Origin of the sequence: Epibacterium sp. Ofav1-8, from assembly GCF_022348185.1 — a bacterium.
Classification (GTDB): domain Bacteria; phylum Pseudomonadota; class Alphaproteobacteria; order Rhodobacterales; family Rhodobacteraceae; genus Epibacterium.
Genome location: NZ_JAKRFD010000017.1, coordinates 44286 through 69431, shown reverse-complemented (window position 1 = coordinate 69431; position 25146 = coordinate 44286). Strand labels below are relative to the sequence as shown.

Here is a 25146-nt window from a genome sequence, read left to right as displayed (position 1 = left end):
CGCTCAGTCTTCCAGCAGCATGTATTTATGCGTTGCCACGGGAATGCCGATCGCGAGGCCCTCATCAAAGAACCATGGCTCGATTCCGTTGTCATGGGCGACGGTGCGGTTGACATTGACCAGCATGATCGCAGGCAGTTCGCGGGAGTAGAGCTGTTGAAACTCTGCCAAAAGGGCGGCGCGGCGGTCCGGATCAAGGCTTTGAGCCTGGGCCATGGCCAGCTGGCGCAAGGTGCCGTCATCGCGATAGCGCTCGTTGTTCCAACGGGTCCCAAAGACCCGCTCCAGGATGGTCACCGGATCGCCCAGGGTGCTGCCCCCCGCCAGGATCAGGTCGTAATCCTTGCCGGGTTGCTGTTTGCGCAAGGCGCCGCGTTCCATCACCCGCACGCTGAGCTCCAGTCCGAAGGCCTCCAGCTGGTCTTTGATCACCTGCGCCAGCGCTTCCTCGCGCCCGCTGGTGACCAGGCGCAATGTGACCGGCGTGTCATCCTGCTGCCATGCCCCGTCGTCGTCGCGGGTCCAGCCGGATTCGCGCAGAAGCGCAGCGGCCCGGTCTGGGTCATGCGGGTAGCGCAGCACGCTGTCCGGGGCGTACCAGGCCGAATTGTCCTGCAAATACCCAAGGCTCGCGCTGCGGGCGCCACCGCGATAGGCAATCGCGGCCAAAGCGTCGCGGTCGAGAAGGTAGGCCAGCGCCTGCCGACGCTGGACGGCGGCAAACGGCCCCGAATGATCGAACCGCAGCTTGATCGCGTGGCCCGACGGCGAAGTCTGCACCTGCAGATCATGTTCTTTGGCATAATCCACCAGGCGGTGGGGCAGATCCGAAATCACATTCACCTGACCATTGGCGGCAGCTTGAATGGCGGCCTCGGGCTGGAGCTTTGCGATCATGACTTCATCGTATTTCTGCACGCCGCCATAGTAGTTTTCCACGGCGGAGAAAACATAGCGGCCCTTGGCGCGCTCATGGGAGCTGAGCCGATAGGGGCCGGAGCCGATCATGGCGCGCGGCTCGGAGAAGGTGCGGGGATTGTCCTGATCGCGGTAAATATGTTCGGGCAGGATCGGCATGCCGACCATGACACTGGACAGGACGCCTGCGTCGGGGCGGGCCAGCGTAATGCGCAGGGTGTCCGGCGACAGGATCTCGGTACCGCGAATGTTGTCGAGCGAGATAAAGGGATGCGGATGCTGCGCCATATAGGCAAAGGTGAACGCCACATCGCTGCTGGTGATGTCGGTGCCGTCATGCCAACGCGCCTCGGGGTTCAGCCTGATATCAAGGCTCAGCCCGTCGTCCGACAGTTCCCACTCGCGCGCCAGCTCCGGCGCCAACGCCCCGGATCGGTCCTGCCCCACGAGATTGTCGAACACAAAATGGGTCAGCATATAGCCCAGACCGCCGCGGGCCTGCAGATAGGGCGTAGCCAGGCCCCAGTCGGTATTGCTGTTGGAAATCACCAGGCGCCTGGGGTTCGCAGTGTCCGCAGTGTCGGCAGATACCAGTGGCGCCTGTGCCATCATCGCCAGGCACAGGCTCAATACACCAAAGGCCGGTCTCAATCGTGGTCCCATTTAATCCTCCAAAGACGTCTGTTCAGGGAATGGGCTAGCGGTTGAGGGCTGGCGAAGAATGCGGGGGGGTCCAGCTGATCGACGCATCGGTGATGTGATCCAGCTGAGGAACGTATGGCTTGATGTCGAGCACGGCGGTGCCGTCGACACAGTCGAGGCCTGCGACCTGTAGAATGTTCTGATCATGGGCGATCAACCGGGTCACGCTCATCGCGATCGGATTGGGGCGGTTCGGCGTGCGGCTGGCAAAGACGCCCCGTTTGCGCCCATTGCATCCCGAAGACTCCAGATGCGGTTTGCGGTTCGACAGGTGCAGCCAGTAGAGCACGATCACATGTGATGCCAGTTCGATGTTGTGAAGCCCGGCTGCGTATCGCGGCAGCAGTTCGATATAGCTGCTGTCATCGTTGCCCATCATGGAGGCCGGACACTCCTCCAGCGTCTCAAACCCGGTGCGCAGGTAGCCGATAGGGTCCAGGTGAATGCTAGAGGCAGAGGATTTTGTCATGAGGCCACATCCGGTCAATCTGAGGGAGCGGCACAATCCTTACTTGTTCTCTCGTCTATTCAGAAGTTGCGTCATCTGCACTTCACAGCTGCATCAGACGTCATGTCCGGGGATCGGCCGGGGGCCTCCTGCGTGGTCTGGGCGCAGATCTCGCGCAGGGTCGCGCGCATCCAGCGGTGCAGCGGGTCCGCGTCAAATCGGGGGTGCCACAACATGGACACGGTGATGCCAGGTACCGCAAAGGGGAGCGCATGGCTGCACAGGTCGCGACGCAGGTTGCGGGTGTGATGTGCGGGAACCGTTGCCACCAGATCGGTGCAGCGGGCCAGCGACAATGCCGCGGCAAAGCCGCCGACCACCACTTTGACCCGGCTTTGGTGGCCGAGGCCAGCAAGTGCGGCATTGATCGGACCACGGCGCTGGTTGTCGACATCGGCATGGCGCGCGACGTCCACATGTTCGCAGCTGACATATTGCGCGGTGGTCAAGGGTGACGCCGCGCAGGGGTGACCGGGCCGCATGGCATAGACAAAATGATCCTTCAGCAGCGCCTGGCTCTGAAAGTTCGGATCGGTGTTTTCGCTGATGACCCCGGTTTCGATATCGACATCGCCATCGCGCAGCGGGCGGTTGTTGTCGGCCTCTTTCTGCACGAACCGCAGTTGGACACCGGGGGCTTCTGTTGCCAGCCGGGCAATCAGTTTCGGGCCGAAGGTTTCGACAAACCCGTCGCTGCTGCGCAACGTGAAGACGCGGGAAACGCTCTTCAGGTCGATGTCTTGCCGCGGGCTCAGAGCCGCCTCGATCTCGTCAACCAGCTGCGCGGTGATCTGGCTCAACTCCACGGCGCGGGGCGTCGGCACCAGTTTGCGCCCAGTGCGCACCAACAGCGGATCGCCGGTGGTTTCGCGCAATCGGGCCAGGGACCGGCTCATCGCGGAGGGGCTGAGTTGCAACCGGTTGGCCGCGCCCAGAACGCTGCCCTCTTTCAGGAGGGCGTCGAGGGTTATCAGGAGATTGTAATCGGGACGTGCAGACACTCAAAACCACCCAAGCAAAATTGAAGACCGTTCTGTGCTGTCGCGGGCAGAGTAGTGCCCGCACAGTACGGTGTTTATCCTGTCGTGGCTGGGGGACGACGCAAGCCTACATGCAACCGGACCCGGGCGGAATCAGGCGAACCGGGGGCAGCATGCGCGTCAGCGCGCCAAAGGTCGAGGGGAAACACTGCCCGGGTGCTCCTGTGCGGCGCATTCCCGGGACGTCGATCCCGGTTGAGAGGCGCTGCCCTGGCGTCGGGTCCCACCATGACCGGTCGCGAATCAGCCCGGATGCGCCCCCTGCGAGGTGGGTGTGAGGGTGCAGTATCTGCGCGGCTATGCGGTTCCCGCCATCGCACCGATACGAAATTTCCGCGGCACTGGAAAATGCCATGGCCGCGGCGGGTTTTGGTTTACAAGCCGCGCCTTGCCGGTGGAGCACAGAAACAGGGCGCGCTGCGCCCGCCGCTCAACAACAGGATGGAGGCCCTTGGGATGAAAGCGTTGGTTCTGGAGGAAAAGGGCAAGCTCGCCCTGCGCGATTTCGAGATCCCCGGCACGCTCGGGCCGCGCGATGTGCGGATCAAGACCCATACGGTGGGCATCTGCGGATCGGATGTTCACTACTACACCCATGGCAGGATCGGCCACTTTGTGGTGCAGGAGCCGATGGTGTTGGGGCACGAGGCCTCTGGCGTGGTGCTGGCCTGTGGGGATGCGGTCGTCGATCTGAAACCGGGTGATCGTGTCTGCATGGAACCCGGCATTCCTGATCCCACGTCGCGCGCCAGCAAGCTTGGGCTCTATAATGTCGATCCGGCGGTCCGTTTCTGGGCCACTCCGCCGGTGCATGGCTGCCTGACGCCGGAGGTGATCCACCCGGCGACCTTTACCTACAAATTGCCCGATCACGTGAGTTTTGCCGAAGGCGCCATGGTCGAGCCCTTTGCCATCGGCATGCAGGCAGCACTGCGGGCCCGCATTCAGCCCGGCGACATTGCGGTCGTGACCGGCGCTGGTCCCATTGGCATGATGGTGGCACTGGCGGCGCTGGCGGGGGGCTGTGCGCGGGTGATCGTGGCCGATCTGGCACAGCCGAAACTGGACATCATTGCCGCCTATGACGGGATCGAAACGGTCAACATCCGCAACCAGCCTCTGGCAGAGGCGGTCGCCACGGCCACACATGGCTGGGGTGCGGATGTGGTGTTCGAATGCTCCGGCGCCGCGCCTGCGGTTCTGCACATGCACGAACTGGCCCGGCCCGGCGGGGCCATCGTTCTGGTGGGCATGCCGGTTGATCCAGTGCCCGTTGATATTGTCGGGTTGCAGGCGCGGGAGCTGCGGATCGAGACGGTGTTCCGCTATGCCAATGTCTACGACCGGGCGCTTGCGCTCATGGCGTCGGGGAAGGTGGACCTGACGCCGTTGATTTCGGCGACAGTGCCATTCGAAGACAGCATCGCGGGCTTTGATCGCGCGGCGGAGGCTCGCGACAGCGATGTGAAGCTGCAGATCGCCATGCCTGAATGACAAGCCGACGTGGCCACGCGCCCGGAGGAGATCAGCATGCCGAAAAAGTACAAGTCGGGCATGTGCGTTTCACCGCGCGCGAGTGACGCCATCAACGCCCCGGCCCCATCGGAAAACCGCTCAGATCTCAACGTACCCAAGCAAACCGCGCTGCATTGCAGCGCGGTTCGGTTTTTCGGGCAGGCCCATGCGATCCTGCTCTGGGCGCTTATTCGAGGGCAACGGTCAAAAAAGTATCTGCCAAAATCGCGTTCTGAGGTAGAGCCACCGCGTTGCAGGGGCTACCGTTTGGGGAGTGGTCCTTTCCGGGTGGAGACGGAAGGGGGTGCCACGAAGGAGGAGAAACGATGCTACCCGATCTGGAACTCGTGCATATTCGCAAAGGCGAGAGCTTTGCCGCCTGGATGCATGGCTACCCGTTCCGGACCGTGCGGTGGCACTTTCACCCCGAGTATGAAATCCATCTGGTCGTGAACACACATGGCACCTTCTACATCGGCGACCACATTGGCGAATTTGGTCCCGGCCAGCTGATCATGACCGGCCCCAACCTGCCGCAGAACTGGATCTCCGAAGTCGAACCGGGACAGGTGGTGCCTGAACGTTCCTTTGTGCTCCAGTTTCCCGAAACCTTTATCGAGGATGCCGCCGCCGCCATGCCGGAGATGGACGCGATCCGTCCGCTTCTGGATCGCAGTCACCGCGGGCTGCTGTTTGACGAGGCCACCGCCGACCGCATCAAACCATTGATGATGGAGCTGTTCGAGGCCCGCGGCCTGCGCCGTCTGGCGCTGTTCTGGTCGATCCTCGACGTGCTGGCCTGCGCGCCGGAACCGGAGGTGCTGGCCAGTCTCAGCTACGAGCTGGATCTAGAGTCCTTGCAGGAAAACGGCGTCAACAAGGCGATTGCCTATCTGCGTGAGAACCTGACCGAGAACATCGACGAAAAAGACCTCGCGCAGATGGTCAATCAAAGCCCCAGCGCCTTCTCGCGGTCCTTCAAACGCCACACAGGCTCAACGCTGGTGCGATACAAAAACCAACTCAGGGTGGATCTGGCCTGCCAGATGCTCCTGACCCGACCAGAGGCCAAAGTGGCCGAGATCTGCTATGATGTCGGCTTCTCCAACCTCTCCAACTTCAACCGTCATTTTGCGCGGCTGAAGGGCATGTCGCCCTCGCAGTTCCGCGCAACCTTTGCCGCGAACGGGGTGTTCTCGGAAACGGGCTGAACCAGACGGAAATTCGAATTTAGTGAATTCGAATGGCGAGGGGCCATTCGGAAAGGGACAGGCTGTGCCTGTTGGAACAACTTGGGAGGAACCATAATGAAACAGATGATAGGAGCCGTATCTGCGGCGGCGATGGCCGTCGCCATGGCGGTGCCGGCGATGGCCGAGGACGGCCTCAAGATCGGCATGACATTTCAGGAAATGAATAATCCTTACTTTGTCTCGATGCAGGAGGCATTGACCGATGCCGCCAAGGATCTGGGCGCCGAGGTTGTCGTGACCGACGCCGGTCATGACGTGGCCAAGCAGATCTCGGATGTGGAGGACATGCTGACCCAGGGCATCGACATTCTGCTGCTCAATCCAACCGACAGCGCCGGAATCGAGAGTGCGGTGCATATGGCCAAAGCGCAGGACGTGATCGTCGTCGCCGTTGATGCAAACGCCAATGGCCCGGTGGATACGTTTGTCGGCTCCAAGAACCGCGATGCGGGGTATCAATCCTGCAAGTATCTGGCGGATGCGCTTGGTGGGTCTGGCGAGGTGGCAATCCTCGACGGTATCCCGGTGGTGCCGATCCTCCAGCGGGTCGAAGGCTGCAAGGCCGCGCTTGCGGAATATGACGGGATCACGCTGGTCGATACCCAAAACGGCCGTCAGGACCGGTCCGTCGCCCTCGGCGTGGTTGAGAACATGATCCAGTCGCACCAGAACCTTGCCGGGATCTTCTCGGTGAATGATGGCGGCGCGATGGGTGCATTGGCTGCAATTCAAGGGTCGGGTCGTGACATCAAACTGACCTCGGTTGATGGCGCTCCCGAAGCGGTGGCCGCGATTGCCGCGGGCGGACCCTTCATCGAGACCACAGCTCAGTTCCCACGCGATCAGGTGCGCGTCGGCCTCGCCATGGCGCTGGCGCAAAAGTGGGGCGCGCGTGTTGTACCCAGCGAAGTGCCGATCGATGTGCGCGTCGTCGACGCAGAGAACGCCGCTGACTTCAGCTGGTAAAACCACCCGCCACCCCCGGCTCAGTGTCGGGGGTGGTTTGTCCCGCAATGGCCAACAACAGGTGCGTCATGCTGCAACTGAGCGGAATCAAAAAGAGATTTGGCACCATTCAGGTGCTGCACGGCGTCGATCTTCAGGTCAACGCTGGCGAAGTTCATGCGCTGCTTGGGGAAAACGGGGCCGGGAAATCCACCCTGATGAAGATTCTCACGGGCATTTTGCAGCCCAGTGCAGGGTCCATCCTCATTGAAGGTCAGGAGCGCCAGTTCGCCAATTACGACGAGGCCATCGCCGCAGGGATCGGCATCGTTTTTCAGGAATTCAGCCTCATCCCCTATCTGGATGCGGTTGAAAATATGTTTCTGGCTCGCGAATTGCGCACGCGGTTTGGCCTGCTGGACCGCAAGGCCATGCGCAAACGCGCCGAGGACATTATGGCCCGGCTTGAGGTCGACGTGCCGCTTGATGTGCCGATCCGGAAACTGTCGGTGGCCGAGCAGCAATTTGTCGAAATCGCCAAGGCGCTCTCGCTCAACGCCCGTATTCTCGTGTTGGATGAACCCACTGCAACCCTGACCCCCTCCGAGGTGGCACATCTGTTCAAGGTGATGCGTGAGCTGCGCCGGCAGGGTGTTGCGATCATTTTCATCTCGCATCACCTCGAAGAGATCTTTGAAATCTGCGACCGCATCACCGTGTTGCGCGATGGGGAATATGTGGGCGATTGCCTCGTCTCTGAAACCGACAATGACCGTCTGGTCGAGATGATGGTGGGCCGCCGGATCGAAAACAGCTTTCCGGAAAAACCCAGCATCCCGCAGGATGCGCCGGTCCTGTTGAACTGCCAGGAGGTGCAGCTGCGACGTGGTGGTCCGGTGTCGGATTTTGTGTTGCGCGAAGGTGAAATCCTCGGCTTTGCCGGGCTGGTCGGGTCAGGGCGCACGGAAACCGCGCTGGCATTGCTGGGGGCTTATCCGGCCGCGAAATGCGCGCTTCAGGTAGAAGGCGAAGACATAAGGTTTCGCGAACCAGCAGAGGCGCTGGCACGGGGGATCGGTCTCTTGCCCGAAAGCCGCAAGGAACAGGGGCTGATCACCAGCTTCTCGATCCTGCAAAACATCTCCATTAACAATTACGGCAAATACCGCCGCGGGCATTGGTTCCTTGATCTGCAAAAGGAACGCGCCGACACCGAAACGGCGATGCAGCAGGTGCGTGTCAAAGCACAAGGCCCCATGGACCGTGTCGACACCCTGTCGGGCGGCAACCAGCAAAAGGTGGTGATTGCGCGCTGGCTCAACCACCAGATGAAAGTGCTGATCTTTGATGAACCCACACGGGGCATCGACGTCGGTGCCAAGGCCGAAATTTACCAGCTCATGCGGGCGTTCACGGCGCAGGGCTATGCCATCATCATGATCTCTTCGGAACTACCCGAGGTGATCGGCATGTCCGACCGGGTCTGCGTGTTCCGGCAGGGCGGCATCGTCGCCACCGTCGAGGGCACGGCCATAACCTCAGAAGACATCATGACACATGCCACCACGGGGAGGGTTCGACATGTCGCATAACACCACTACGGCCGAGTCAGGTCGCGCGAGTCGCGCCTTCAATCTGCGCCGGATTTTGCACTCACCGCTGGCATTGCCCCTGATCGGGCTGATCGTGGTGTCCATCCTGATGGGATTTGCTTCCGAGAACTTCTTTTCGGTTTCAAACATCATGAATGTGCTCAGGCAGGTGTCGATTGTCGGCATCCTCGCGGTTGGTATGACCTTTGTCATTCTGACCGGCGGGATCGACCTCTCCGTCGGCGCGGTCATGGCGCTGTCGGGCACATTTGCAGCTGGGCTGATGGTCAATATGGCGATGCCCGGTTGGGTCGGGCTTCTGGCGGGGCTGGGCGTTGGTGTCGGCCTTGGTCTGTTCAACGGTGCCATGGTTGCATGGGGGCGTATGCCTGCGATCATCGTGACACTTGCAACCATGGGCATCGCACGCGGGTTGGGCCTGCTTTATTCGGGTGGCTATCCCATCTCTGGTATCCCATCGTGGATTTCTTGGTTTGGCATTGGTCGCATCGGGATCGTGCCCGTGCCGGTGATCGCCATGGTGGTGATCTACGCCTTGGCTTGGGTGTTGTTGCAGCGCACGGCCTTTGGGCGTCACGTCTATGCCATCGGTGGCAATGAGCTCGCGGCCAAGCTCTCTGGCGTGAAAACCCAGTTCATCAAGCTCACGGTCTACGGAATTTCCGGGCTGACCTCGGCGCTTGCGGCGCTCATCCTCACCGGGCGGTTGATGTCCGGTCAGCCAAACGCAGGCGTTGGCTTTGAACTGGACGCGATTGCGGCTGTGGTGCTGGGCGGAACCGCGATTGCCGGTGGACGCGGGCTGATCCTTGGCACGCTGATCGGTGCGGTGCTTCTGGGCATCCTCAACAACGGCCTCAACCTGATGGGCATCAACCCCTACCTTCAGGACGTCATCAAGGGCCTTATCATCCTGCTCGCCATCTACATCGGGCGCGAATGGTAGGTCCTTCGGGCGGCCCCGCGTGGTCGCCCGCTCCCTCTGCACAAAATCTCCCCCAAAACAAAAATCAGGAGAATTCGCGAATGTCTCAATCGCTCAAGGGCAAGGTCGCCGTAGTGACCGGTGCGGCCTCCGGTATCGGTCTGGCCGCCGTCGAGATGCTTCTCAGGAATGACTGCAAGGTCGTGATGGTTGACCGGAATGCCGCCGCACTTGCGGATCTGGTTGCAAAATATGGCGATCACGCCGTGGCGCAGGTGACCGACCTGCTGGACGTGGACAGCTGCAATGCCATGGTGCCCGAGATCCTCGCCAAGGTGGGTCAGATCGACATCCTGTATTGCAACGCCGGCGCGTATATCGGCGGCGACCTGTGGCAGAGCGATCCGGCGGCCATCGACCGGATGCTGAACCTCAACATCAATGCGGTGATGAAGAACATTCAGGCGGTCTTGCCCCATATGATGCAGCGCAAGAGCGGCGACATCGTGGTGACAAACTCGATTGCCGGACATTACCCGGCCTATTGGGAGCCGGTCTATTCAGGCTCTAAATGGGCGATCACCAGCTTTATGCAGGGCATTCGCCGCCAGATGATCCCCTATGGCGTGAAGGTCGCGCAGGTGTCGCCCGGCCCTGTGGTTTCGGCGCTGCTGGCCGATTGGCCCGAGGAAAACCTGCGCAAGGCCAAAGAGGCCGGGGCGCTGATGGACCCCGAAGAGGTGGCCGATGCATTGGAATTCATGCTGACCCGCAAGCGGCAGGTCACGGTGCGCGATGTGATCGTGATGCCGACCGCGTTTGAGCGCATGTAGCGCCCAAGCCACGGACAATGCGGAAAGGTGACCTCAATCAAGCGGAGGAAGAGTCATGAGTTTTGACGGCAAAAGCGTCATCATTACCGGCGCGGGCAAGGGCATCGGCCGGGCCTGCGCCCTCTATCTGGCGGGGCAGGGCGCGCGCGTTATCGCGATCAGCCGCACGCAGGCCGACCTTCAGAGCCTCGCCGCCGAAATCGACTGCCGAACGGTGCAGGCTGACCTGTCTGACCCGCAGTCCGCACGTGATGCAATGGCAGAGGCAGGGCCCGCAGATTTCCTGATCAACAGCGCGGGCATCAACGTGCTGGAGAGCAGTTTCGACATGACCGATGCGGGTTATGAGGCGGTGCTGGGCATCAACCTGCGGGCAGCCCTGATCACCTGTCAGGCATTTGCGCGCGCGCGTGTGGCCGCAGGTGGGGGCGGCGCGATCGTCAATATCACCTCGATCGCGGGGCATCGGGGGTTTGCCGAACACCTGTGCTATGCGGCGTCAAAGGCCGGGCTGGAAGGTGCCAGCCGGGTCATGGCCAAGGAATTTGGCCCTCACGGCATTCGCGTCAATTGCATCGCGCCGACCATCACCCTCACAGAACTTGCGGTGGAGGCATGGTCCGCGCCGGAAAAATCCCAGCCCATGATGGTCCGCCATCCTGTCGGTCGCTTTGCCGAAGTGGAGGAGGTCGCAGCCAGCGTCGCTTTGCTGCTGTCAGAGGGATCTGCCATGATCACCGGCGCGGTCCTGCCGGTGGACGGCGGGTTTCTCGCCGTCTGAGGCGGCGCAAGGCCGCCCAACGCCTCGCGCCACACCAGCCCGAAGGCGGCGGGAGAGGTGTCCCCGCCTCCCGCCCGCTTGAGGTGACGTTCTGTCGGGATCAGAACCCGCTCAGGACAATCTTGCCTTTGGCAGAACCGGTCTCGATCGCCTGATGCGCCTGCCGCAAGGTGTCGGTATTGATCGGTGTCAGGACCTCCGTCACCGTTGTGCGCAGGCGTCCGGCATCGATCTCGGCAGCGACGAAACTCAGCAATCTATGCTGTTCGATCATATCCGCGGTCTGATGCATGGCGCGGGCGAACATGAACTCCCAGTGCAGGGAGGCCGCCTTGGTCTTCAGGCCCGCCATCGGCATTGGCAGGTCGGTGTCATCGATCGACACGATCCCCCCTTGCGGGCGGATCAGTTCCACCGCCGTGTCCCAATGGCGCATATCGTTGAAAATCGCGATGTGATCGACGTGATGGAACCCGAGCGCCCGGGTCTGCGCCACCATGTCTTCGTGATGATTGACCGTGTGGTCGGCTCCCATGTCCTGCACCCAGGCGATGGTTTCCGGGCGCGAGGCGCTGGCGATCACCGTCAATCCCGCGCGTTTCGCCAACTGGATCGCCACCGAACCGACGCCACCGGCGCCTCCGATCAGCAGGACCGACTGGCCCGCGTCCGCACCGTCGCGGTCGATCCCCAGCCGGTCAAACAGGGCCTCGTAGGCGGTGATCGTGGTCAGGGGCAGGGCGGCGGCTTCGGCGTGGGTCAGGCTTCGGGGCTTGTGTCCCACAATTCTCTCGTCCACGCGATGATAGTGCTGGTTGCAGCCCGGGCGGGTGATGTCTCCGGCGTAGTAGACCTCATCCCCGGGTTGAAACAGCGTCGCCTCCGGGCCGGTTGCCACGACCACACCGGAGGCATCCCAGCCCAGCACCCGGGGGGTCGTTTCCACCTTGTCCTTCGGCGCGCGGACCTTGGTGTCCACCGGGTTGACGGAGATGGCCTTCACTTCGACCAGCACCTCGCGTCCCGTCGGCGCCGTCACCGGCAATTCCGTATCGAGAAAGGCATCGGGGTCATCGGCAGGCAGATAGCGGGTCAGAGCCACGGCTTTGGTGCGTTTGATAAGCGTCATGATATATGTCTCTTGTTGGTGCGACGCCGGTTCAAGCGTCCTTGGTCAGCGCCAGCACGCCCGGCACGGGAACACGCGCTCCGGAGGAGCTCGCGTCCGCCAGACTGCGGCACGAAGACATTTGGTGATTACTTCACATCTGATAATGCGCCCATTCTTGAAGGGATAATTCGCCCCTGCCGAATACAGCAACCCGGGCCAGCCAAACCCGGCGTTCTGACCGGTGTCGTGGTCGGGGAACAGCGCTTGCCATCGCGGCCGGATCTCACCCCCAGCGCAGCCAAATGGAGACTTGATATTCAGCACCATTCGCGCAAGTTGCGCCCATGACAGAGTTTAGCTGCCCCAATTGCGGATCTTCGGTTGCGGTGCGACTGGCGCTCATCAAGATGACCAACTGTACCCACTGTGGGACAACGCTCGTTCTTGATGGGCCGGGCGTCACCCCCTTGGGGACAGGTGGCGACATGCACGCGGCACCGATGATGTTCGGATTGGGCGCGCAGTTGATCCTCCCCAACTGGGAACAGGGGCACAGCTATAGAATGCAGGTCTTGGGCCATGCCCGGTTTTCCTATGGCCGCGGCTTCTGGGACGAATTCTGGGGCCTGGACGGGGAGGGCAGCTCCTGCTGGCTGTCTGTGGACGAGGGCGATCTGGTCCTGCAATGGCCGCTGGCGCCGGCGAAACGCCCCCGGCACCGCCCGCCGTTTCAACTGGGCGAGCACCTGACACTGGACGGCAGCCGGTATCGCGTTGTGGAGGCCGAAACAGCCACCTGCGAAGCGCTGCGCGGCAGTTTCGACGAGGCGCTGCGATGTCAGGACGCGCATGACTTCGTGAATGCCCAGGGGCCCGATGGCAACCTGCTGTCAGCCGAATTCTGGCCCGGCGGAGAAGCCTGGTTTGTCGGCTGCTGGATTGATCCGTTCGAGCTCCAGATCCGGGAGGCCGGCGCATGACTCGCAGCGCCGCGCTTGTGGCGATCAACTGCACCTGCTGCGGGGCAGGGCTCGATGTGTTGGGCGGCGGGCGTGTGGAGGTTCACATCTGCCCCTATTGCGGCAGCACATTGAACGCGCAGGACAATTACAAGCTCCTCGGCCAGCATGATCGCAAACGCCAGACCACAACGCCGATCGAGATCGGCATGCGCTGCCACCTCCACGGCGTCGACTATACCGTGATCGGCCTGATCGAGCAGTACGAACGCTGGGCCGGTCAAAGCGCGCTCTGGGTGGATTTCCAACTCTATTCGCCGACCCATGGCTATGTCTGGCTGACGCTGGAAAACGACCACCTGACGCTGAGCCGCCGCGTGCGCACATCACGGATGCTGACCCCCGCCGAGGTGGAGCGGGCGCCTGCGCAACCTCGGCTGAAATTTCGCGGCATGTGGTTCAAATACTATGAAACCTCCACCAGCGAGGCGATCTATGTGGCCGGGGAATTCTCCTACCGGCCCCAAATCGCGGACCGGGTGACCACCGTGACCGTCGTGGCCGCGCGGGCTGCATTGCACTTCAGCCGTACCGGGCAGGAGGACGAGGTCGAAATCAGCACCTACGTGACCCCGGCCGAGGCCAATGACGCCTTTGGCACCGATCTCGGACTGCGCCCCTCCGGGGTGCACCCGGAGCAGCCCTTGCGCAAGGGACCCAACCACGACTTCCTGCGCCGCCTCTGGCTCTGTGGCGCCGGCCTCTGCCTGCTGCTGGCCCTGCTCCTCAGCGGGGGGCGCGGCAGCACCGTGCTCAACACCACCTATGCGGTGAATGACCTGCCCGTGGAGGTGCCCTTTGCGATTGCGACCGCCAACCAGCTGGTGGAAATCGAACTGTCCGGCCCCGTCAACAACAGCTGGGCCGATTTCGACATGGAAGTGACCGGACCGGAGGACGACCCGCTGTTCGGGATCGGGCGCGGCATCGAATACTACACCGGCAGCGACAAGGACGGCAGATGGAGCGAGGGCAACCGGACCGCCCGCGTCCGGTTCCGACCGGAGACCCCGGGAACGCATGCGCTGTTCCTCGACCTGTCAGAGGCCGGCAACTGGCCCGCCACAACACCCGGCACTCCGATCCGAGAAGTGTCGCTCACAGTGCGAGAGGGCCTGACCAGCGGCAGTTGGGCGCTGAGGAGCGGACTGTTTTTTGTAGCATTGTTTGCGCTGATGATCGCGCGCCAGGTTCTGCACCATGCGCGGCGCTGGCAAGGATGCGACTGGACCGACGAGGACTGACCTGCCATGACCCCGATCCGATTGATCGCCCTTCTCTTTGTGGCCACCGCCGTGTCCGCCTCTGCCTACGTCGGCTACTGGGGCTACGGTGGTGAGAGCCGCGATCTCGACCGTTCCGTCCGCATTGGCTCCTTCGGGGGCGGATATTCTGCCTATTCCCGCGTCAAGTGACGCCCAGTAACTCCAGCGAGGCCGCCATGGATTATCTCTCTGCCATCCAGATCACCGAAGTGATCAGCACCATCTTCTACACCATTCTCGGTGTCGCGCTGATGGGGCTGGTCTGGAAGTGCATCGACTGGCTGACACCCTTCCCGATCATCAAGGAAATCGAGGAGGATCAGAACATCGCACTGGCCATCCTGATCGGTCTGCTGTTCATCGCCGTGGCCATCATCATCGCGGCCGTGCTGGTCTCATGACGCTGGCCCGCGGGCGCGAGATCTGGCTTCTTGTTGCCACCTTCCTGATCGCGGCCGCCGGCCTGATCTACGAGCTGATCGCCGCCACCTTGTCGAGCTATCTGCTGGGCGACAGCGTGCGGCAGTTCTCGATCGTCATTGGCCTGTTCCTGTCTGCCATGGGTCTGGGCGCGTGGATGTCGCGCTACTTTGACAACGCCTTTCGCGCCTTTGTCTGGGTGCAGATCCTGCTTGGGATCTGCGGCGGTTTCATGGCGCCGGTTCTGTTCTTCACCTATGCGTGGTCCGGTGACGTGGCGGTGCCGCTCTATACGCTGCTGGGGTTGGCGGGGGTGTTTTCCGGCATGGAAATTCCGCTGATCGCCCGCGTGCTGGAGAACACAGGCGCCGCCAAATTCCGCTTCGAGAACGTTCTGAGTGTCGACTATATCGGCGCGCTGGTGGCGTCTCTGGCCTTTCCGTTCTTTGTCATTCCGCATCTGGGGTTGATGGCGGCCAGCCTCGCCTTTGGCGCGCTGAATCTGGCGGTGGCGGGATTTTCAATCTGGCTGTTCCGATCCCATCTCAACATCGGCCAGCTTGCGGCCTGGGTAGTGGCCTTCGCGGTGACCCTGGTCGCATTGTTTCATGCGGATCGCATGGTGACGCTGACCGAAGCGGAGCTGTTCGAGGATGACGTGATCTTCTCCGAGGCGACGCCCTATCAGCAGATCACGGTCACCCGTTTCCGGGACCGCACGCGGCTGTTTCTGGATTATTCGATCCAGTTCGACAGTATGGACGAACATCGCTATCACGAACCGCTGGTCCACCCCGCGATGGGGATGGCGCCGCGCCGCAATCAGGTGCTTGTTCTTGGTGGCGGCGATGGCATGGCCCTGCGCGAGGTGCTGCGCCACCGGGATGTGGAGGCCGTCACCCTGGTGGATCTGGACCCCCGGGTCACCCAGATCTTCAGCACCCAACCCCATCTGGCAGCACTCAACAGCCACGCTTTCGCGGATCCCCGTGTGACGGTTGTCAATCAGGATGCGTGGCAATTTGTCGAAGACACCACCCAGATTTTTGATGTGGTGATCCTCGACCTTCCGGATCCAAAGTCTCTGGCCTTGTCGCGTCTCTATTCGCGCCAGTTCTACGGTCTTCTGGTCGAACGGCTGAGCGGGCAGGGTGTTCTGGTCACCCAGGCTGGCTCGCCCCTGTTTGCACGCGATGCATTCTGGTCGGTGGTCAAGACCCTTCGGACCACGCGCAACCCGCAGTCTCCCGGCGACGGGCTTCATGTCCTGCCGTATCACACCTATGTGCCAAGCTTTGGCGCCTGGGGCTTCGTGCTTGCGACACCGCAGCCACTACGGCCTCGGTCACTCCGTTTGCCGGACGGGCTTGGCTACCTGACGCCAGAGGTCTGGACCGCGGCGCAGACCTTTGGCGCCGACACCGGTCCGGTTGACGTGGCCGCAAACAGCCTGCAAACGCATCGCCTGCTGGAATATTATCTGGCCGGTTGGAGCGAGTGGTTCGACTAGGCGCAGACCGCCGGAGGGTCGCAAATTGCACAGGACGCATGCACCCACATAATCTTGGTTATGTTAAAAAAACAGTAGCGCCAATTGTCGGTAAGGCTTTAAGGTGCGGTGTGCCGCCAGAGGGCCTACGACCGGCAGCCCTCCGCCATTGGCGCACAAAGCGGGAGACAGGCGTCTCAGGCCTCGCACATCTGTCTGATCCAGCGCGTGAAGACACTCATCGCCGGGGTCAGCGGCCGATCACTCGGCCAGCTGAGGTAGTATCGGCCCGTCGACACGGTCGCACTGAAGGGCTGGACCAGGCGCCGGGCGTCAATACGCTGGCGGAACATTTCGACAGGCAGCAACGCGACACCGTCACCGCGTTCCGCAAGATCCGCCAGAGCAACAGAAGAATCCAGCGTCGGCCCTGTGAGCGCCGGACAGGCCAGACCCGCAGTGGCAAACCACTGCGGCCACTCATCGCTCCGGTAGCTGCGCAGCAGCGGCGCACGCCCCAGATCCTCGGGCCTCTGCAGACGCGCTGCAATCTCGGGGGAACAAAGCGGTGCCAACGGGGTCTGCAACAGCGGCACACTGTCCAGCCCCGTCCACTGCCCCGCGCCAAACCGGACCGCCATATCCAGTCCCTCGCGCAGGATCTCAACCCGATTGTTATGCGTCGAAACCCGCACCTCAATATCCGGATGGCATCGGTGAAACTCGGACAACCGCGGCAGCAGCCAGCCAACGGCAAAGGTGGTCACCACACCCAGCTTCAGCACTTCGACATCGTGCTGACCGGTGATGCGGTCCAAAGCCCGACCCATGGTGTCCAGCGCATGTTCGACCACGGGGAACAGGGCGCGGCCTTCGTCCGTGGCCACCAACCCCGCCGAGGTGCGCAAGAACAGCGCGGTGCCAAGCCGATCTTCGAGCCGCGCGATCTGATGGCTGACGGCCGCCTGCGACACCCGCAACTCGATCGCCGCGCGCGTGAAGTTGCCCTGCCGCATTGCCACTTCAAAAACCCGCAGCGCGTTCAAGGGCAGATCCGGACGGTCCATGTCATTACCTCAGCTTATGGCATCTGTGATAATTTGTCGTTTGTGATGCATTTCGGCTTTCTATAGCTCATTGCCATGACATCAAGTGATGTCGCACCCACAAAATCCGCAGATCCGTCTCTGCCCCTGGCCGTCGTCGCGGCCAGAGTGCGGCCCTGCGCGCGACACGAAGGAACCCAAGACATGCATCTTCTACGAGGCCTGCGACATCCGGCCCTCCCGGCCCTGGCCCTTGCTCTTCTGACGGCCTCGCCCGCCCTGGCACAGCCCCCCGAGGCGGAACTGAGCGACACCGTGCGGCGCATAGAGCAGCAGCTGGACGCAAAGATCGGGCTGGTGATCCGGGACAGCGGCTCGGATTGGCGCTGGCACCACCGAGCGGAGGACCGGGTTCTGCTCAACAGTACCTTCAAGGTGCTGTTGTGTGCCAAGGTCCTGAAGGACGTCGATGACGGAATGATGGGGCTGGAAGACACCCTAACCGTTACGGAACAGGATCTTCTCTCCTATGCGCCCGTCACCCAGGCGCGGGTCGGCCAGGAGATGTCACTGGCGGAGCTGTGCCAGGCGACGCTGGACATGAGCGACAATACCGCCGCGAACCTGCTGCTTGACCGCATCGGCGGGCCGGCGGCGTTGACGCGCTTCCTGCGCGACAGCGGCGACACTGTCGGGCGGCTCGACCGCCGTGAACCGGAGCTGAACACCCCCGCCAAAGACGGGATGCAGGACACCTCGACCCCCGCAGCCATGGCCGCAACGCTGCAGGCCCTGATCACCGGTGACGTGTTGTCCGGAGCATCGCAGGCGCAGCTCCAGACCTGGATGAGCGATGGCGGCGTGACCGGCGCCCTGTTGCGATCCTATGTTCCGGGTACGTGGCAGGTGGCGGACAAATCCGGCAGTGGCGACACCACCCGCAATCTGATCGCCATGGTCACCCCCGCGGCGGATGATCCCTACTTCATCGCCATTTACCTGGCCGATGCCCAGGCACCATTTGAAACCCGCAACGCGGCGATGATCGACCTGTCCAAAGCGGTCGCCACCCTTTTGCAAAGCCGCTGACCGCCCGGCGGCGGCGTCAGCTCTGCGGTGTCAGCTCTGCCGCCGTCGCTTGCAGCCTTGCAAAGGCATCATAGCGGTCTTGGTGAATCCGGACGCGCGCGGCATCGGGCAGCGCCCGCCGGGCCACCCGCGACATCTGCGGCATCGCATCTGCCAAAGTGCCATATCGTCCTGCCGCAACCGCCGCCAGCATGGCCGACCCCAGCAAGACCGGCTCTGCGCTCTCGGTGACATCCACCGGCAGCCCGGTGGCATCCGCCAGCACCTGACACGACAGCGGGTGCGTGCCCGCACCGCCCGACACCGACAGCGCGCTGACCTCCAGGCCCTGGGCGGACTGGGCATCGAGGATCTGGCGCAGCCCGTAGGCCAACCCGCACAGCCCGGCGACATAAAGCGCAACAAGACTATCGACGCCTCGCTGCAACCCCAGCCCCGCCACAACGGCGCGGCGACCGGGATCGGCGAAGGGCGACCGGTTCCCGAGGTATTCCGGCACCACATGCAGCCCGCGCGCCAGCGAGACCGCATCGCCGGGATGTGCCACCTTGCTCAGCGCCGCGTCGGCCAGCCACTGCGTCAGCCCCATGCCGCGCTCCGCCGCGCGTTGGGCAGCCTCGGCACTTGCAGGGTGCGAGGCTGTCAGTTGATCCAGCGCCGCGCCCGCCGCCGACTGGCCGCCCTCGTTGAGCCACAACCCCGGTACCATCGCGGACTGATAGGGCCCCCAGACCCCGGGCACAAAACATGCCGTCGCGCTCGACGTCATGGTGCAGGACGAGGTGCCAAACACATAAGCCATGGTGTCCTGCGCGGCATTCGGCGTGCCACTGGCCCCGACAGTGCCCACCCCCCCTGCATGCGCGTCGATCAAACCGGCAGCGACCGCGACCCCCGGCCGCAGACCCATCTCGAGCGCCGCCTCGGGCGTCAGACCGGTGCGCAGCGACGTGCCCGCAGGCACCACCTCGGTACCGATCCGGGCAAACCCCTGATCGGCCAGATCTCCAAGCCCGATGCTTTGGAAATACGCCGCGTCCCAGCGGTTCTCATGTGCCAGATAGGTCCATTTGCAGGTCACGGTGCAGATCGAACGGTCGGTTGCGCCGCTGGTTTTCCACGTCAGGAAATCCGTGAGATCAAAGAAATGCGCCGCAGAAACATAGACCTCCGGCAGGTTTTCGCGCAGCCAGAGCAGCTTGGGCGTCTGCATCTCCGGGGAAATGCGGCCACCGACATAATCCAGCACGGCATGACCGCCGGCATTGATCCGCTCTGCCTGCGCGCGGGCGCGATGATCGGACCAGACGATAATGTCGCGCTCCGGATGACGGGGGTCGCCGACCCCGGACACCGCCCCCTGCACCACCAGCGAACAGGTGGCGTCAAACCCGATGCCTGAGATCAGATCCGGATCGACCGCCGCTTCGGCCACGGCCGCGCGCACGCTATCACAGACCGCTTGCCAGACCTGGGCGCTGGATTGTTCGAAATGCCCCGCATCGGAGCGATACATGTCGAGTTCGCGCTTCGCACTCCCGAGCAAATGGCCCCGGGCATCAAAAACACCCGCGCGGGCCGATCCCGTGCCCACATCCACGCCCACGAAATACTGCATCCTGTCGCCTTTGGTCATACGGTTTCCTCTTCCTCCTCCCGGAGCACCAGATCCGGTGCCCCGCTCCGGGCGATCACCAGTCGCCCGTTGGGCAAGTCGTTTGCCTCCAGTTTCTGTTGGATCTGGGTGTCGCTCAGCCGATAGCTCTGCCAACGCTGCCGCAGTCTTGCCGCCAGCACAGGCTCTGGCACCTCGATCAGCACGGTTCTGTCAAAGAGGGCCTGCACCCGATCCCAAGGGGATTGGCGGAGAAGCAGGTAGTTGCCCTCCACGATCACCAGCCGGGCCTTTTGATCGATCAGACGCGCCGAGCCGCGTGAAATTTCCAGATCTCGATCGAACACCGGCACGGCCACCGTATCTTCGTGATCGTCCTGAAGTCTTTGTAAGACCGAAAGCAGCCCGCCCACATCAAATGTATCTGGCGCGCCCTTCCACGGCCGCCGCCCCATTGCTTCCAGAACGGCATCGTCAAAATGGAACCCGTCCATCGGCAGCACCGCGCTTTCGCCGGGGCGCTGGGTTTCCAGCCAGGCATGCAGCCTCGCCGCAGTGGTGCTCTTGCCAGAACCCGGCGCCCCGGCGATCGCCAGAAACCGCCGCCCCGGTGTCGCCATCAGGGCGAGCGCCTCGGCACAGAGCCCCTGCATATCGACCACATGCGCCATCAGATCAGCCGGTATTGCGCAGCCTTGTTGCGCAGGAACGGCAGGCCCTTGGACATCACCTCGTCATGGTCACGCGCCACCGGGCGCCACACGGCCAGGCCAAAACCCACTTCGGGCGGCATGTTGATAAAGCTCTCCATCGCCAGCCCGCCTTTGAAGTCAATCGCTTTCAGGGTGGCAAAGACTTCGTCCCAGTCGCAGCATCCCTCTCCCGGGGTGCCACGATCACTTTCGGACAGGTGGATGTAGCGCAGATAATCGCGCGCATCGAGGATGCCGTTGGCGGCGCCTTTTTCCTCGATGTTCATGTGATAGGTGTCGAGGTGAATAAAGATGTTGTCCGAGCCCACCCGCTCGATCAGGTCGCGCGCCTGCCAGCCGGTGTTGATCAGATGGTTCTCGTAGCGGTTCACCGGCTCGATGCCAAACAGCAGACCGACCGATTTCGCATAAGCCGCCGAGGCCTCCAGCACGCGGGCGATGTTGTCGTATTCCCCTTCGGTCGGATAGGTGCCGGTGCGCTGCCCGATCCCGCCAAACGTCACCCCGGACAGGGCCTCGGCGCCGCAGGCCTTGGTTTTATCGATCGCGAGTTTCAGATAGGTGATCGCGCCCTCCGGGTTGACCGATGCCCAGTATTGTTCTGGCAACCCCAAAGAGCAAACCGCCCGCAATCCGCTGCGCTCAAGCAGGCCCGCAGTATGGGCGGTGTCGACCTCTGCGGGGCGCAGCATCGGGATTTCGATGAAATCGACCCCATAGGCCTCTGCCCCTGCGACCGCACGCTCCGCGCCGTCGCGATCCCAATTCATTGTCCACATGCTGGTATGTACGCCAAAGCCTTGCATTATTTGTCCTTTCCGGAGAATACGTCGATTAACTGCCGCAGGCGGCCAGAGCGCAGAACCATGACGGCGATCAGAAACAGGCCCCATACGGCCGTTGCGAGATGTTGATTGGCGCCGATCAGATTGAGGCCCGAAGACAGCACCTGAAGGATCACCAGCGCGATGATGACGGGGGCAACGCGGCCGTGCCCTCCAAAGGGATCGATCCCGCCGAGGAAACAGGCCAGCACCGTGATCAGCAGCATGGCCTCACCGTGACCCACGCGCACCGAATTGAACCGCGCCGCCATCAGGATGCCCGCGATCGCGCATAGCACCCCGGACAGCGTGTAGATCAGCACCAGCGTGCGCTTGGCATTGAGGCCCGCATATTCCGCTGCACGCATGTTGGAGCCGGTCATATAGACCGAAAACCCATGAGGCGTGCGGCGCAGCAACACATGCCATCCAAGCGCGATCAGGCCAAACAGGATCAGCGGCACGGGAATACCGATCAGGGAACCATGACCCAGAACACGCATGTAATCAGGAAAGCCGGATATGTCGCCGCCGCGGGTCAGGAACTCGCCCAGCCCCCGCAGAAAGATCATCATCGCAAGCGACACAAGGATCGGATGCGCGCCCACATAGGCGACCACCGCCCCCATCGCAGCGCCCGCCAGTGCGCCGACCAGCAAGGCCAGCGCGCAGCCGAGTATAAAGGCCCCGATGCCTGCTTCGGCGCCGCCGAACTGCATGATGGTCCATGCCAGCGTCAGCCCGCAGATATTGGCGGTAAACACGATGGCGAGGTTCAGGCCCCCCGACAGGATTGGCGCCAGCATCGCCAGGGTCAGCAGGCCCAAGAGCGGCATCTGAAATCCCATCGACCCCAGGTTGGCACCGCTCAGGAACCGCGGCGAGGCCAGCGAGAAGAGCAACACCAGCAGGCCCAGCAGAGCCAACAACCCGAGGTTTTCTCCATTCGGCCCGGTTTTGATCCGGGACATACGTGACAACAGCGCGGTCATGAGCGGGCCTCCTTGCGACGTGGCCGCAGCGACAGATCGATATTGGATGTTGAAATGGCGATCAGGATGGCAGCGCCGATAATCATCTGAAAGGCAAAGGGCGACACCCCGAGCAGGTTCAGCCCGTTCTGCGTGATGGCGACAAACATGACGCCGAGGATGCAGCCCAAAATGGTCCCCTTGCCGCCGCCCAGCCGGGCACCCCCCAGAACAACCGCGGCCAGGACCTCCAGCTCGCGGCCATAGAGCGCATTGGGCACCACCTCCTTTACGATATTGACCTGACAGAGACCGGCGATGCCCGCCATCAATCCCATCCAGCCAAAGGCGACCCCCTGCATCACGGCGATATTGACGCCGGCACGGCGCGCACCTTCGGGATTGTCGCCGAATGCATAAAGCTGGCGGCCAATATTGCTGCGCTGGATCAAGGCCCAAGTGGCGATCACGCAGCCGATCATCACCGCGACCGACAGCGTCAACTCCGACCAAATGCCTTGCGCATTTTCATACTCGAAGATGAAAATGCGCGCGGTCCACCAATCGGGCAGATCGTAGATGTTGCGCCCGCCGCTGAAGAACATCAGCAGGCCGAAAAAGGCGTTGAATGTGGCGATGGTCACCACGATCGAGATGATGCGAAAACCGTGGATCAGCCACGCATTGAGCAGCCCAAGCAGGATGCCGAGTGAGCCGCAAAACAGGAACCCCAACAACCAGTTGCCGCCGCCGACACTGATCAACAGTTTGGCGGCGATGTACTGCACCACCGACGAGGCCACCGCAAAAGAGATATCAATCCCGCCGGCAATCAGAACAACCAGCAGCCCAACCGCCCAGATCAGGTTCACGGCGCTGTTGTTCAGGAGCGAGGTCAGGTTGGGCAAGGTGGCAAATTGCGGCGCGGCCACGGCCAGCGCAATACAGATGAGCGCCAGCACCACGGCCAGCCGAAACTCGATCTTATAGGGGCGCAAGAGATCACGCATAGATCCGCTCCTCAAGTTGGGGGACAGTGATGTCACGCGGGTCATAGGTCTGGCGAATGCGGCCATCCGCCATGTGCAGGATGCGGTCGGAATGATACATGACCTCGGTGACCTCATCCGAGATCAACAGGATCGCCAGCCCCTCTTCCGCCAAGGCGCGAACGATGCGGAAAATCCCCGCACGCGCGCCGACATCAACCCCCACGGTGGGGCTGTCGAGGATCAACAGGCGCGGTTCCGTGGCCAGCCATTTGGCCAGCACCACCTTTTGCTGATTGCCGCCGGACAGGGTCGAGATCGCATCCTCGGGCGCGCCAATTTTCACGCCCAGCTCACGGATCCAGTGCCCGACCGTCGCCGCTTTGTCGCGATCCGAGATCAGCCCGGTTGCCGTGGTCAGCTTTTGCAAAATAGAAATCACCGTGTTGTCGGCGATTGATTGTTTCTGAAGAAGACCAAGCGACAGGCGATCTTCGGAAACATACGCAAGCCCGTGCCTGATTGCGTCGCGGATGCTGCCGGGCCGGTAAGACGCTCCTTCCAGCCGCATCTCTCCCGTATCAGCAGGGCGCAGCCCCATCATCACATGGGCCAGCTCGGTTCGCCCGGCGCCGATCAGCCCGGTCAGCCCCAGGACCTCGCCCGCGCGAATGTCAAAAGACACATCGGCAAATTCACCCTGACGCGACAGGCCCCTAGCCTCGAATACAACATCTGCGTCAGGCAGATCCCGCGCGACCACCTCGTGTTCGATCAGATGCCCGGTCATCAGTTCGCCTAATCGGGCCTGCGTCATGCCCTCGGTCGGGTACACTCCCACCAGATTGCCATCCCGGACAACCGTGACCCGCTCTGCAATATCAATCACCTCCGCCAGACGGTGACTGACAAACACAATGGCGACCCCGGCAGCGGAGAGTTTGCGCACAATGTCCAGCAAGCGGTCGGTTTCGGATTGGGTCAAAGACGCTGTTGGTTCATCCATGAAAATGAGCCGCGCGTCGTTCATCAACGCGCGCGCAATCGCCACCACCTGCCGCTGCGCAATCGGCAGATCGTTGAGCGGCGCAGCCAGATCCATGGTCACGCCCAGACGGGACAGAACCTCGCCGGATCTTTCAACCATTTCGCGATAGCGCACCGACTGGGGGCGCAGACCAACCAGATCGTCAAAGGCGATGTTCTCCGCCACGCTCATATGTGGAAACAGCGCAAGATCCTGCCAGATCACCGACACGCCGCGCTGCCGTGCCTGTACGGGCGTGATCCGGTCAACAGCTGCGCCGAAGAGTTCGATCAACCCTGCCTGTTCAGGCTGGTGCACCCCTGTTACCACTTTGATAAGGGTCGATTTTCCGCAGCCGTTCTCGCCCGCGAGACAGTGCACCTCGCCCGCGCGCACTTCGAAATCGACCTGTTTCAACGCCTGCACCCCGCCAAAGGACTTGGAGACCTTGTGCAAGCGCAGCGCAAATTGTTCTGCCGGAGCAGGTGTCATGGATCACCTCTGTTTGCTGGTGGCAGATGAAGGCAAGGCCGCG

Annotated in this window: 24 protein-coding genes; 13 read left to right on the top strand and 11 right to left on the bottom strand. The window is 62.4% G+C overall.

The genetic code is table 11. The features are described 5' to 3' along the window. Nucleotides 1–3: 3 nt before the first annotated feature. From MHM97_RS21005 to MHM97_RS20995, 3 genes are all read right to left on the bottom strand, one after another. Nucleotides 4–1581 (bottom strand): ABC transporter substrate-binding protein, encoded by a 1578-nt coding sequence (locus tag MHM97_RS21005; RefSeq protein ID WP_239325285.1) that lies wholly within the window; start codon nucleotides 1579–1581, stop codon nucleotides 4–6. Nucleotides 1582–1615: 34 nt separating this feature from the next. Then, nucleotides 1616–2089, bottom strand: a complete 474-nt coding sequence (gene tsaA / locus MHM97_RS21000; RefSeq protein ID WP_239325283.1) for a tRNA (N6-threonylcarbamoyladenosine(37)-N6)-methyltransferase TrmO — start codon at nucleotides 2087–2089, stop codon at nucleotides 1616–1618. Between the two features lie 71 nt (nucleotides 2090–2160). Then, a complete protein-coding gene (locus MHM97_RS20995) occupies nucleotides 2161–3129 on the bottom strand; it encodes a LysR family transcriptional regulator (protein WP_239325281.1) in 969 nt (322 codons plus the stop codon). Nucleotides 3130–3624: 495 nt separating this feature from the next. Here MHM97_RS20995 and MHM97_RS20990 point away from each other — a divergent pair, with 495 nt between their 5' ends. The 7 genes from MHM97_RS20990 (at nucleotide 3625) to MHM97_RS20960 (ending at nucleotide 11033) form a co-directional block, all read left to right on the top strand. After that, entirely contained in the window at nucleotides 3625–4662 is a 1038-nt protein-coding gene (locus tag MHM97_RS20990; protein ID WP_239325279.1) for an NAD(P)-dependent alcohol dehydrogenase, read from the top strand. 347 nt (nucleotides 4663–5009) lie between these two features. Further along, a complete protein-coding gene (locus MHM97_RS20985) occupies nucleotides 5010–5894 on the top strand; it encodes an AraC family transcriptional regulator (protein WP_239325277.1) in 885 nt (294 codons plus the stop codon). Between the two features lie 96 nt (nucleotides 5895–5990). Beyond that, a complete protein-coding gene (locus MHM97_RS20980) occupies nucleotides 5991–6902 on the top strand; it encodes an ABC transporter substrate-binding protein (RefSeq protein ID WP_239325275.1) in 912 nt (303 codons plus the stop codon). Nucleotides 6903–6970: 68 nt separating this feature from the next. Further along, on the top strand, nucleotides 6971–8473 hold the full coding sequence (locus MHM97_RS20975) for a sugar ABC transporter ATP-binding protein (protein WP_239325273.1): 1503 nt from the start codon (nucleotides 6971–6973) through the stop codon (nucleotides 8471–8473). Continuing rightward, nucleotides 8463–9440, top strand: coding sequence for an ABC transporter permease (locus MHM97_RS20970; RefSeq protein ID WP_239325271.1), 978 nt, complete (start codon nucleotides 8463–8465; stop codon nucleotides 9438–9440). Before MHM97_RS20975 ends, MHM97_RS20970 begins: the two co-directional genes overlap by 11 nt. A gap of 80 nt (nucleotides 9441–9520) precedes the next feature. Continuing rightward, nucleotides 9521–10252, top strand: coding sequence for an SDR family oxidoreductase (locus MHM97_RS20965; RefSeq protein WP_239325269.1), 732 nt, complete (start codon nucleotides 9521–9523; stop codon nucleotides 10250–10252). Nucleotides 10253–10307: 55 nt separating this feature from the next. Then, nucleotides 10308–11033 carry an SDR family oxidoreductase gene (locus tag MHM97_RS20960; RefSeq protein WP_239325267.1) on the top strand — a complete coding sequence of 242 codons (726 nt, stop codon included), beginning with the start codon at nucleotides 10308–10310 and terminating at the stop codon, nucleotides 11031–11033. Between the two features lie 100 nt (nucleotides 11034–11133). Here the strand turns inward: MHM97_RS20960 and MHM97_RS20955 are convergent, their stop codons facing one another. Beyond that, a complete protein-coding gene (locus MHM97_RS20955; protein WP_239325265.1) occupies nucleotides 11134–12162 on the bottom strand; it encodes a zinc-binding alcohol dehydrogenase family protein in 1029 nt (342 codons plus the stop codon). 326 nt (nucleotides 12163–12488) lie between these two features. Here MHM97_RS20955 and MHM97_RS20950 point away from each other — a divergent pair, with 326 nt between their 5' ends. From MHM97_RS20950 to MHM97_RS20930, 5 genes are read left to right on the top strand one after another with little or no spacing between them, the layout of a single operon-like run. After that, the gene (locus MHM97_RS20950; protein ID WP_239325262.1) at nucleotides 12489–13124 is read left to right on the top strand and encodes a DUF4178 domain-containing protein; all 636 of its coding nucleotides are present in this window, start codon (nucleotides 12489–12491) and stop codon (nucleotides 13122–13124) included. Further along, a complete protein-coding gene (locus tag MHM97_RS20945) occupies nucleotides 13121–14407 on the top strand; it encodes a DUF4178 domain-containing protein (protein WP_239325260.1) in 1287 nt (428 codons plus the stop codon). The genes MHM97_RS20950 and MHM97_RS20945 overlap by 4 nt, the downstream gene beginning before the upstream one ends. A 6-nt stretch (nucleotides 14408–14413) precedes the next feature. Then, nucleotides 14414–14578, top strand: a complete 165-nt coding sequence (locus MHM97_RS20940; RefSeq protein ID WP_239325258.1) for a hypothetical protein — start codon at nucleotides 14414–14416, stop codon at nucleotides 14576–14578. Nucleotides 14579–14604: 26 nt separating this feature from the next. Beyond that, a complete protein-coding gene (locus MHM97_RS20935) occupies nucleotides 14605–14829 on the top strand; it encodes a DUF350 domain-containing protein (protein ID WP_239325256.1) in 225 nt (74 codons plus the stop codon). Further along, on the top strand, nucleotides 14826–16358 hold the full coding sequence (locus tag MHM97_RS20930) for a polyamine aminopropyltransferase (RefSeq protein ID WP_239325254.1): 1533 nt from the start codon (nucleotides 14826–14828) through the stop codon (nucleotides 16356–16358). The genes MHM97_RS20935 and MHM97_RS20930 overlap by 4 nt, the downstream gene beginning before the upstream one ends. 176 nt (nucleotides 16359–16534) lie before the next feature. On the opposite strand, the gene MHM97_RS20925 is transcribed toward MHM97_RS20930, so the two are convergent. Beyond that, nucleotides 16535–17404, bottom strand: a complete 870-nt coding sequence (locus tag MHM97_RS20925; RefSeq protein ID WP_239325252.1) for a LysR family transcriptional regulator — start codon at nucleotides 17402–17404, stop codon at nucleotides 16535–16537. 183 nt (nucleotides 17405–17587) lie between these two features. Here MHM97_RS20925 and bla point away from each other — a divergent pair, with 183 nt between their 5' ends. Beyond that, a complete protein-coding gene (bla, locus tag MHM97_RS20920; protein WP_239325249.1) occupies nucleotides 17588–18472 on the top strand; it encodes a class A beta-lactamase in 885 nt (294 codons plus the stop codon). Between the two features lie 16 nt (nucleotides 18473–18488). Here the strand turns inward: bla and MHM97_RS20915 are convergent, their stop codons facing one another. From MHM97_RS20915 to MHM97_RS20890, 6 genes are read right to left on the bottom strand one after another with little or no spacing between them, the layout of a single operon-like run. Then, nucleotides 18489–20108, bottom strand: a complete 1620-nt coding sequence (locus tag MHM97_RS20915) for an FGGY-family carbohydrate kinase (protein ID WP_239325247.1) — start codon at nucleotides 20106–20108, stop codon at nucleotides 18489–18491. Next, entirely contained in the window at nucleotides 20105–20758 is a 654-nt protein-coding gene (locus MHM97_RS20910; protein ID WP_239325245.1) for a nucleoside/nucleotide kinase family protein, read from the bottom strand. Before MHM97_RS20910 ends, MHM97_RS20915 begins: the two co-directional genes overlap by 4 nt. Next, nucleotides 20758–21606 carry a sugar phosphate isomerase/epimerase family protein gene (locus MHM97_RS20905; RefSeq protein WP_239325243.1) on the bottom strand — a complete coding sequence of 283 codons (849 nt, stop codon included), beginning with the start codon at nucleotides 21604–21606 and terminating at the stop codon, nucleotides 20758–20760. The genes MHM97_RS20910 and MHM97_RS20905 overlap by 1 nt, the downstream gene beginning before the upstream one ends. Further along, nucleotides 21606–22616 carry an ABC transporter permease gene (locus MHM97_RS20900; protein WP_239325241.1) on the bottom strand — a complete coding sequence of 337 codons (1011 nt, stop codon included), beginning with the start codon at nucleotides 22614–22616 and terminating at the stop codon, nucleotides 21606–21608. Before MHM97_RS20900 ends, MHM97_RS20905 begins: the two co-directional genes overlap by 1 nt. Further along, complete coding sequence (locus tag MHM97_RS20895) at nucleotides 22613–23605, bottom strand: ABC transporter permease (RefSeq protein ID WP_239325240.1); 993 nt, start codon at nucleotides 23603–23605, stop codon at nucleotides 22613–22615. The genes MHM97_RS20900 and MHM97_RS20895 overlap by 4 nt, the downstream gene beginning before the upstream one ends. Then, nucleotides 23598–25103 (bottom strand): sugar ABC transporter ATP-binding protein, encoded by a 1506-nt coding sequence (locus MHM97_RS20890; RefSeq protein WP_239325238.1) that lies wholly within the window; start codon nucleotides 25101–25103, stop codon nucleotides 23598–23600. The genes MHM97_RS20895 and MHM97_RS20890 overlap by 8 nt, the downstream gene beginning before the upstream one ends. Between the last annotated feature and the right edge of the window lie 43 nt (nucleotides 25104–25146).

What these genes read in the sequence shown, in the direction of transcription:
- MHM97_RS20990 (WP_239325279.1), top strand. Translation starts at nt 3,625, where the DNA reads ATGAAAGCGTTGGTTCTGGAGGAAAAGGGCAAGCTCGCCCTGCGCGAT.
- MHM97_RS21005 (WP_239325285.1), bottom strand. Translation starts at nt 1,581, where the DNA reads ATGGGACCACGATTGAGACCGGCCTTTGGTGTATTGAGCCTGTGCCTG.
- MHM97_RS20930 (WP_239325254.1), top strand. Translation starts at nt 14,826, where the DNA reads ATGACGCTGGCCCGCGGGCGCGAGATCTGGCTTCTTGTTGCCACCTTC.
- MHM97_RS20915 (WP_239325247.1), bottom strand. Translation starts at nt 20,108, where the DNA reads ATGACCAAAGGCGACAGGATGCAGTATTTCGTGGGCGTGGATGTGGGC.
- MHM97_RS20890 (WP_239325238.1), bottom strand. Translation starts at nt 25,103, where the DNA reads ATGACACCTGCTCCGGCAGAACAATTTGCGCTGCGCTTGCACAAGGTC.
- MHM97_RS20940 (WP_239325258.1), top strand. Translation starts at nt 14,414, where the DNA reads ATGACCCCGATCCGATTGATCGCCCTTCTCTTTGTGGCCACCGCCGTG.
- MHM97_RS20975 (WP_239325273.1), top strand. Translation starts at nt 6,971, where the DNA reads ATGCTGCAACTGAGCGGAATCAAAAAGAGATTTGGCACCATTCAGGTG.
- MHM97_RS20980 (WP_239325275.1), top strand. Translation starts at nt 5,991, where the DNA reads ATGAAACAGATGATAGGAGCCGTATCTGCGGCGGCGATGGCCGTCGCC.
- MHM97_RS20985 (WP_239325277.1), top strand. Translation starts at nt 5,010, where the DNA reads ATGCTACCCGATCTGGAACTCGTGCATATTCGCAAAGGCGAGAGCTTT.
- MHM97_RS20965 (WP_239325269.1), top strand. Translation starts at nt 9,521, where the DNA reads ATGTCTCAATCGCTCAAGGGCAAGGTCGCCGTAGTGACCGGTGCGGCC.
- MHM97_RS20900 (WP_239325241.1), bottom strand. Translation starts at nt 22,616, where the DNA reads ATGACCGCGCTGTTGTCACGTATGTCCCGGATCAAAACCGGGCCGAAT.
- MHM97_RS20955 (WP_239325265.1), bottom strand. Translation starts at nt 12,162, where the DNA reads ATGACGCTTATCAAACGCACCAAAGCCGTGGCTCTGACCCGCTATCTG.
- tsaA (WP_239325283.1), bottom strand. Translation starts at nt 2,089, where the DNA reads ATGACAAAATCCTCTGCCTCTAGCATTCACCTGGACCCTATCGGCTAC.
- bla (WP_239325249.1), top strand. Translation starts at nt 17,588, where the DNA reads ATGCATCTTCTACGAGGCCTGCGACATCCGGCCCTCCCGGCCCTGGCC.
- MHM97_RS20935 (WP_239325256.1), top strand. Translation starts at nt 14,605, where the DNA reads ATGGATTATCTCTCTGCCATCCAGATCACCGAAGTGATCAGCACCATC.
- MHM97_RS20945 (WP_239325260.1), top strand. Translation starts at nt 13,121, where the DNA reads ATGACTCGCAGCGCCGCGCTTGTGGCGATCAACTGCACCTGCTGCGGG.
- MHM97_RS20910 (WP_239325245.1), bottom strand. Translation starts at nt 20,758, where the DNA reads ATGGCGCATGTGGTCGATATGCAGGGGCTCTGTGCCGAGGCGCTCGCC.
- MHM97_RS20970 (WP_239325271.1), top strand. Translation starts at nt 8,463, where the DNA reads ATGTCGCATAACACCACTACGGCCGAGTCAGGTCGCGCGAGTCGCGCC.
- MHM97_RS20905 (WP_239325243.1), bottom strand. Translation starts at nt 21,606, where the DNA reads ATGCAAGGCTTTGGCGTACATACCAGCATGTGGACAATGAATTGGGAT.
- MHM97_RS20925 (WP_239325252.1), bottom strand. Translation starts at nt 17,404, where the DNA reads ATGGACCGTCCGGATCTGCCCTTGAACGCGCTGCGGGTTTTTGAAGTG.
- MHM97_RS20950 (WP_239325262.1), top strand. Translation starts at nt 12,489, where the DNA reads ATGACAGAGTTTAGCTGCCCCAATTGCGGATCTTCGGTTGCGGTGCGA.
- MHM97_RS20895 (WP_239325240.1), bottom strand. Translation starts at nt 23,605, where the DNA reads ATGCGTGATCTCTTGCGCCCCTATAAGATCGAGTTTCGGCTGGCCGTG.
- MHM97_RS20960 (WP_239325267.1), top strand. Translation starts at nt 10,308, where the DNA reads ATGAGTTTTGACGGCAAAAGCGTCATCATTACCGGCGCGGGCAAGGGC.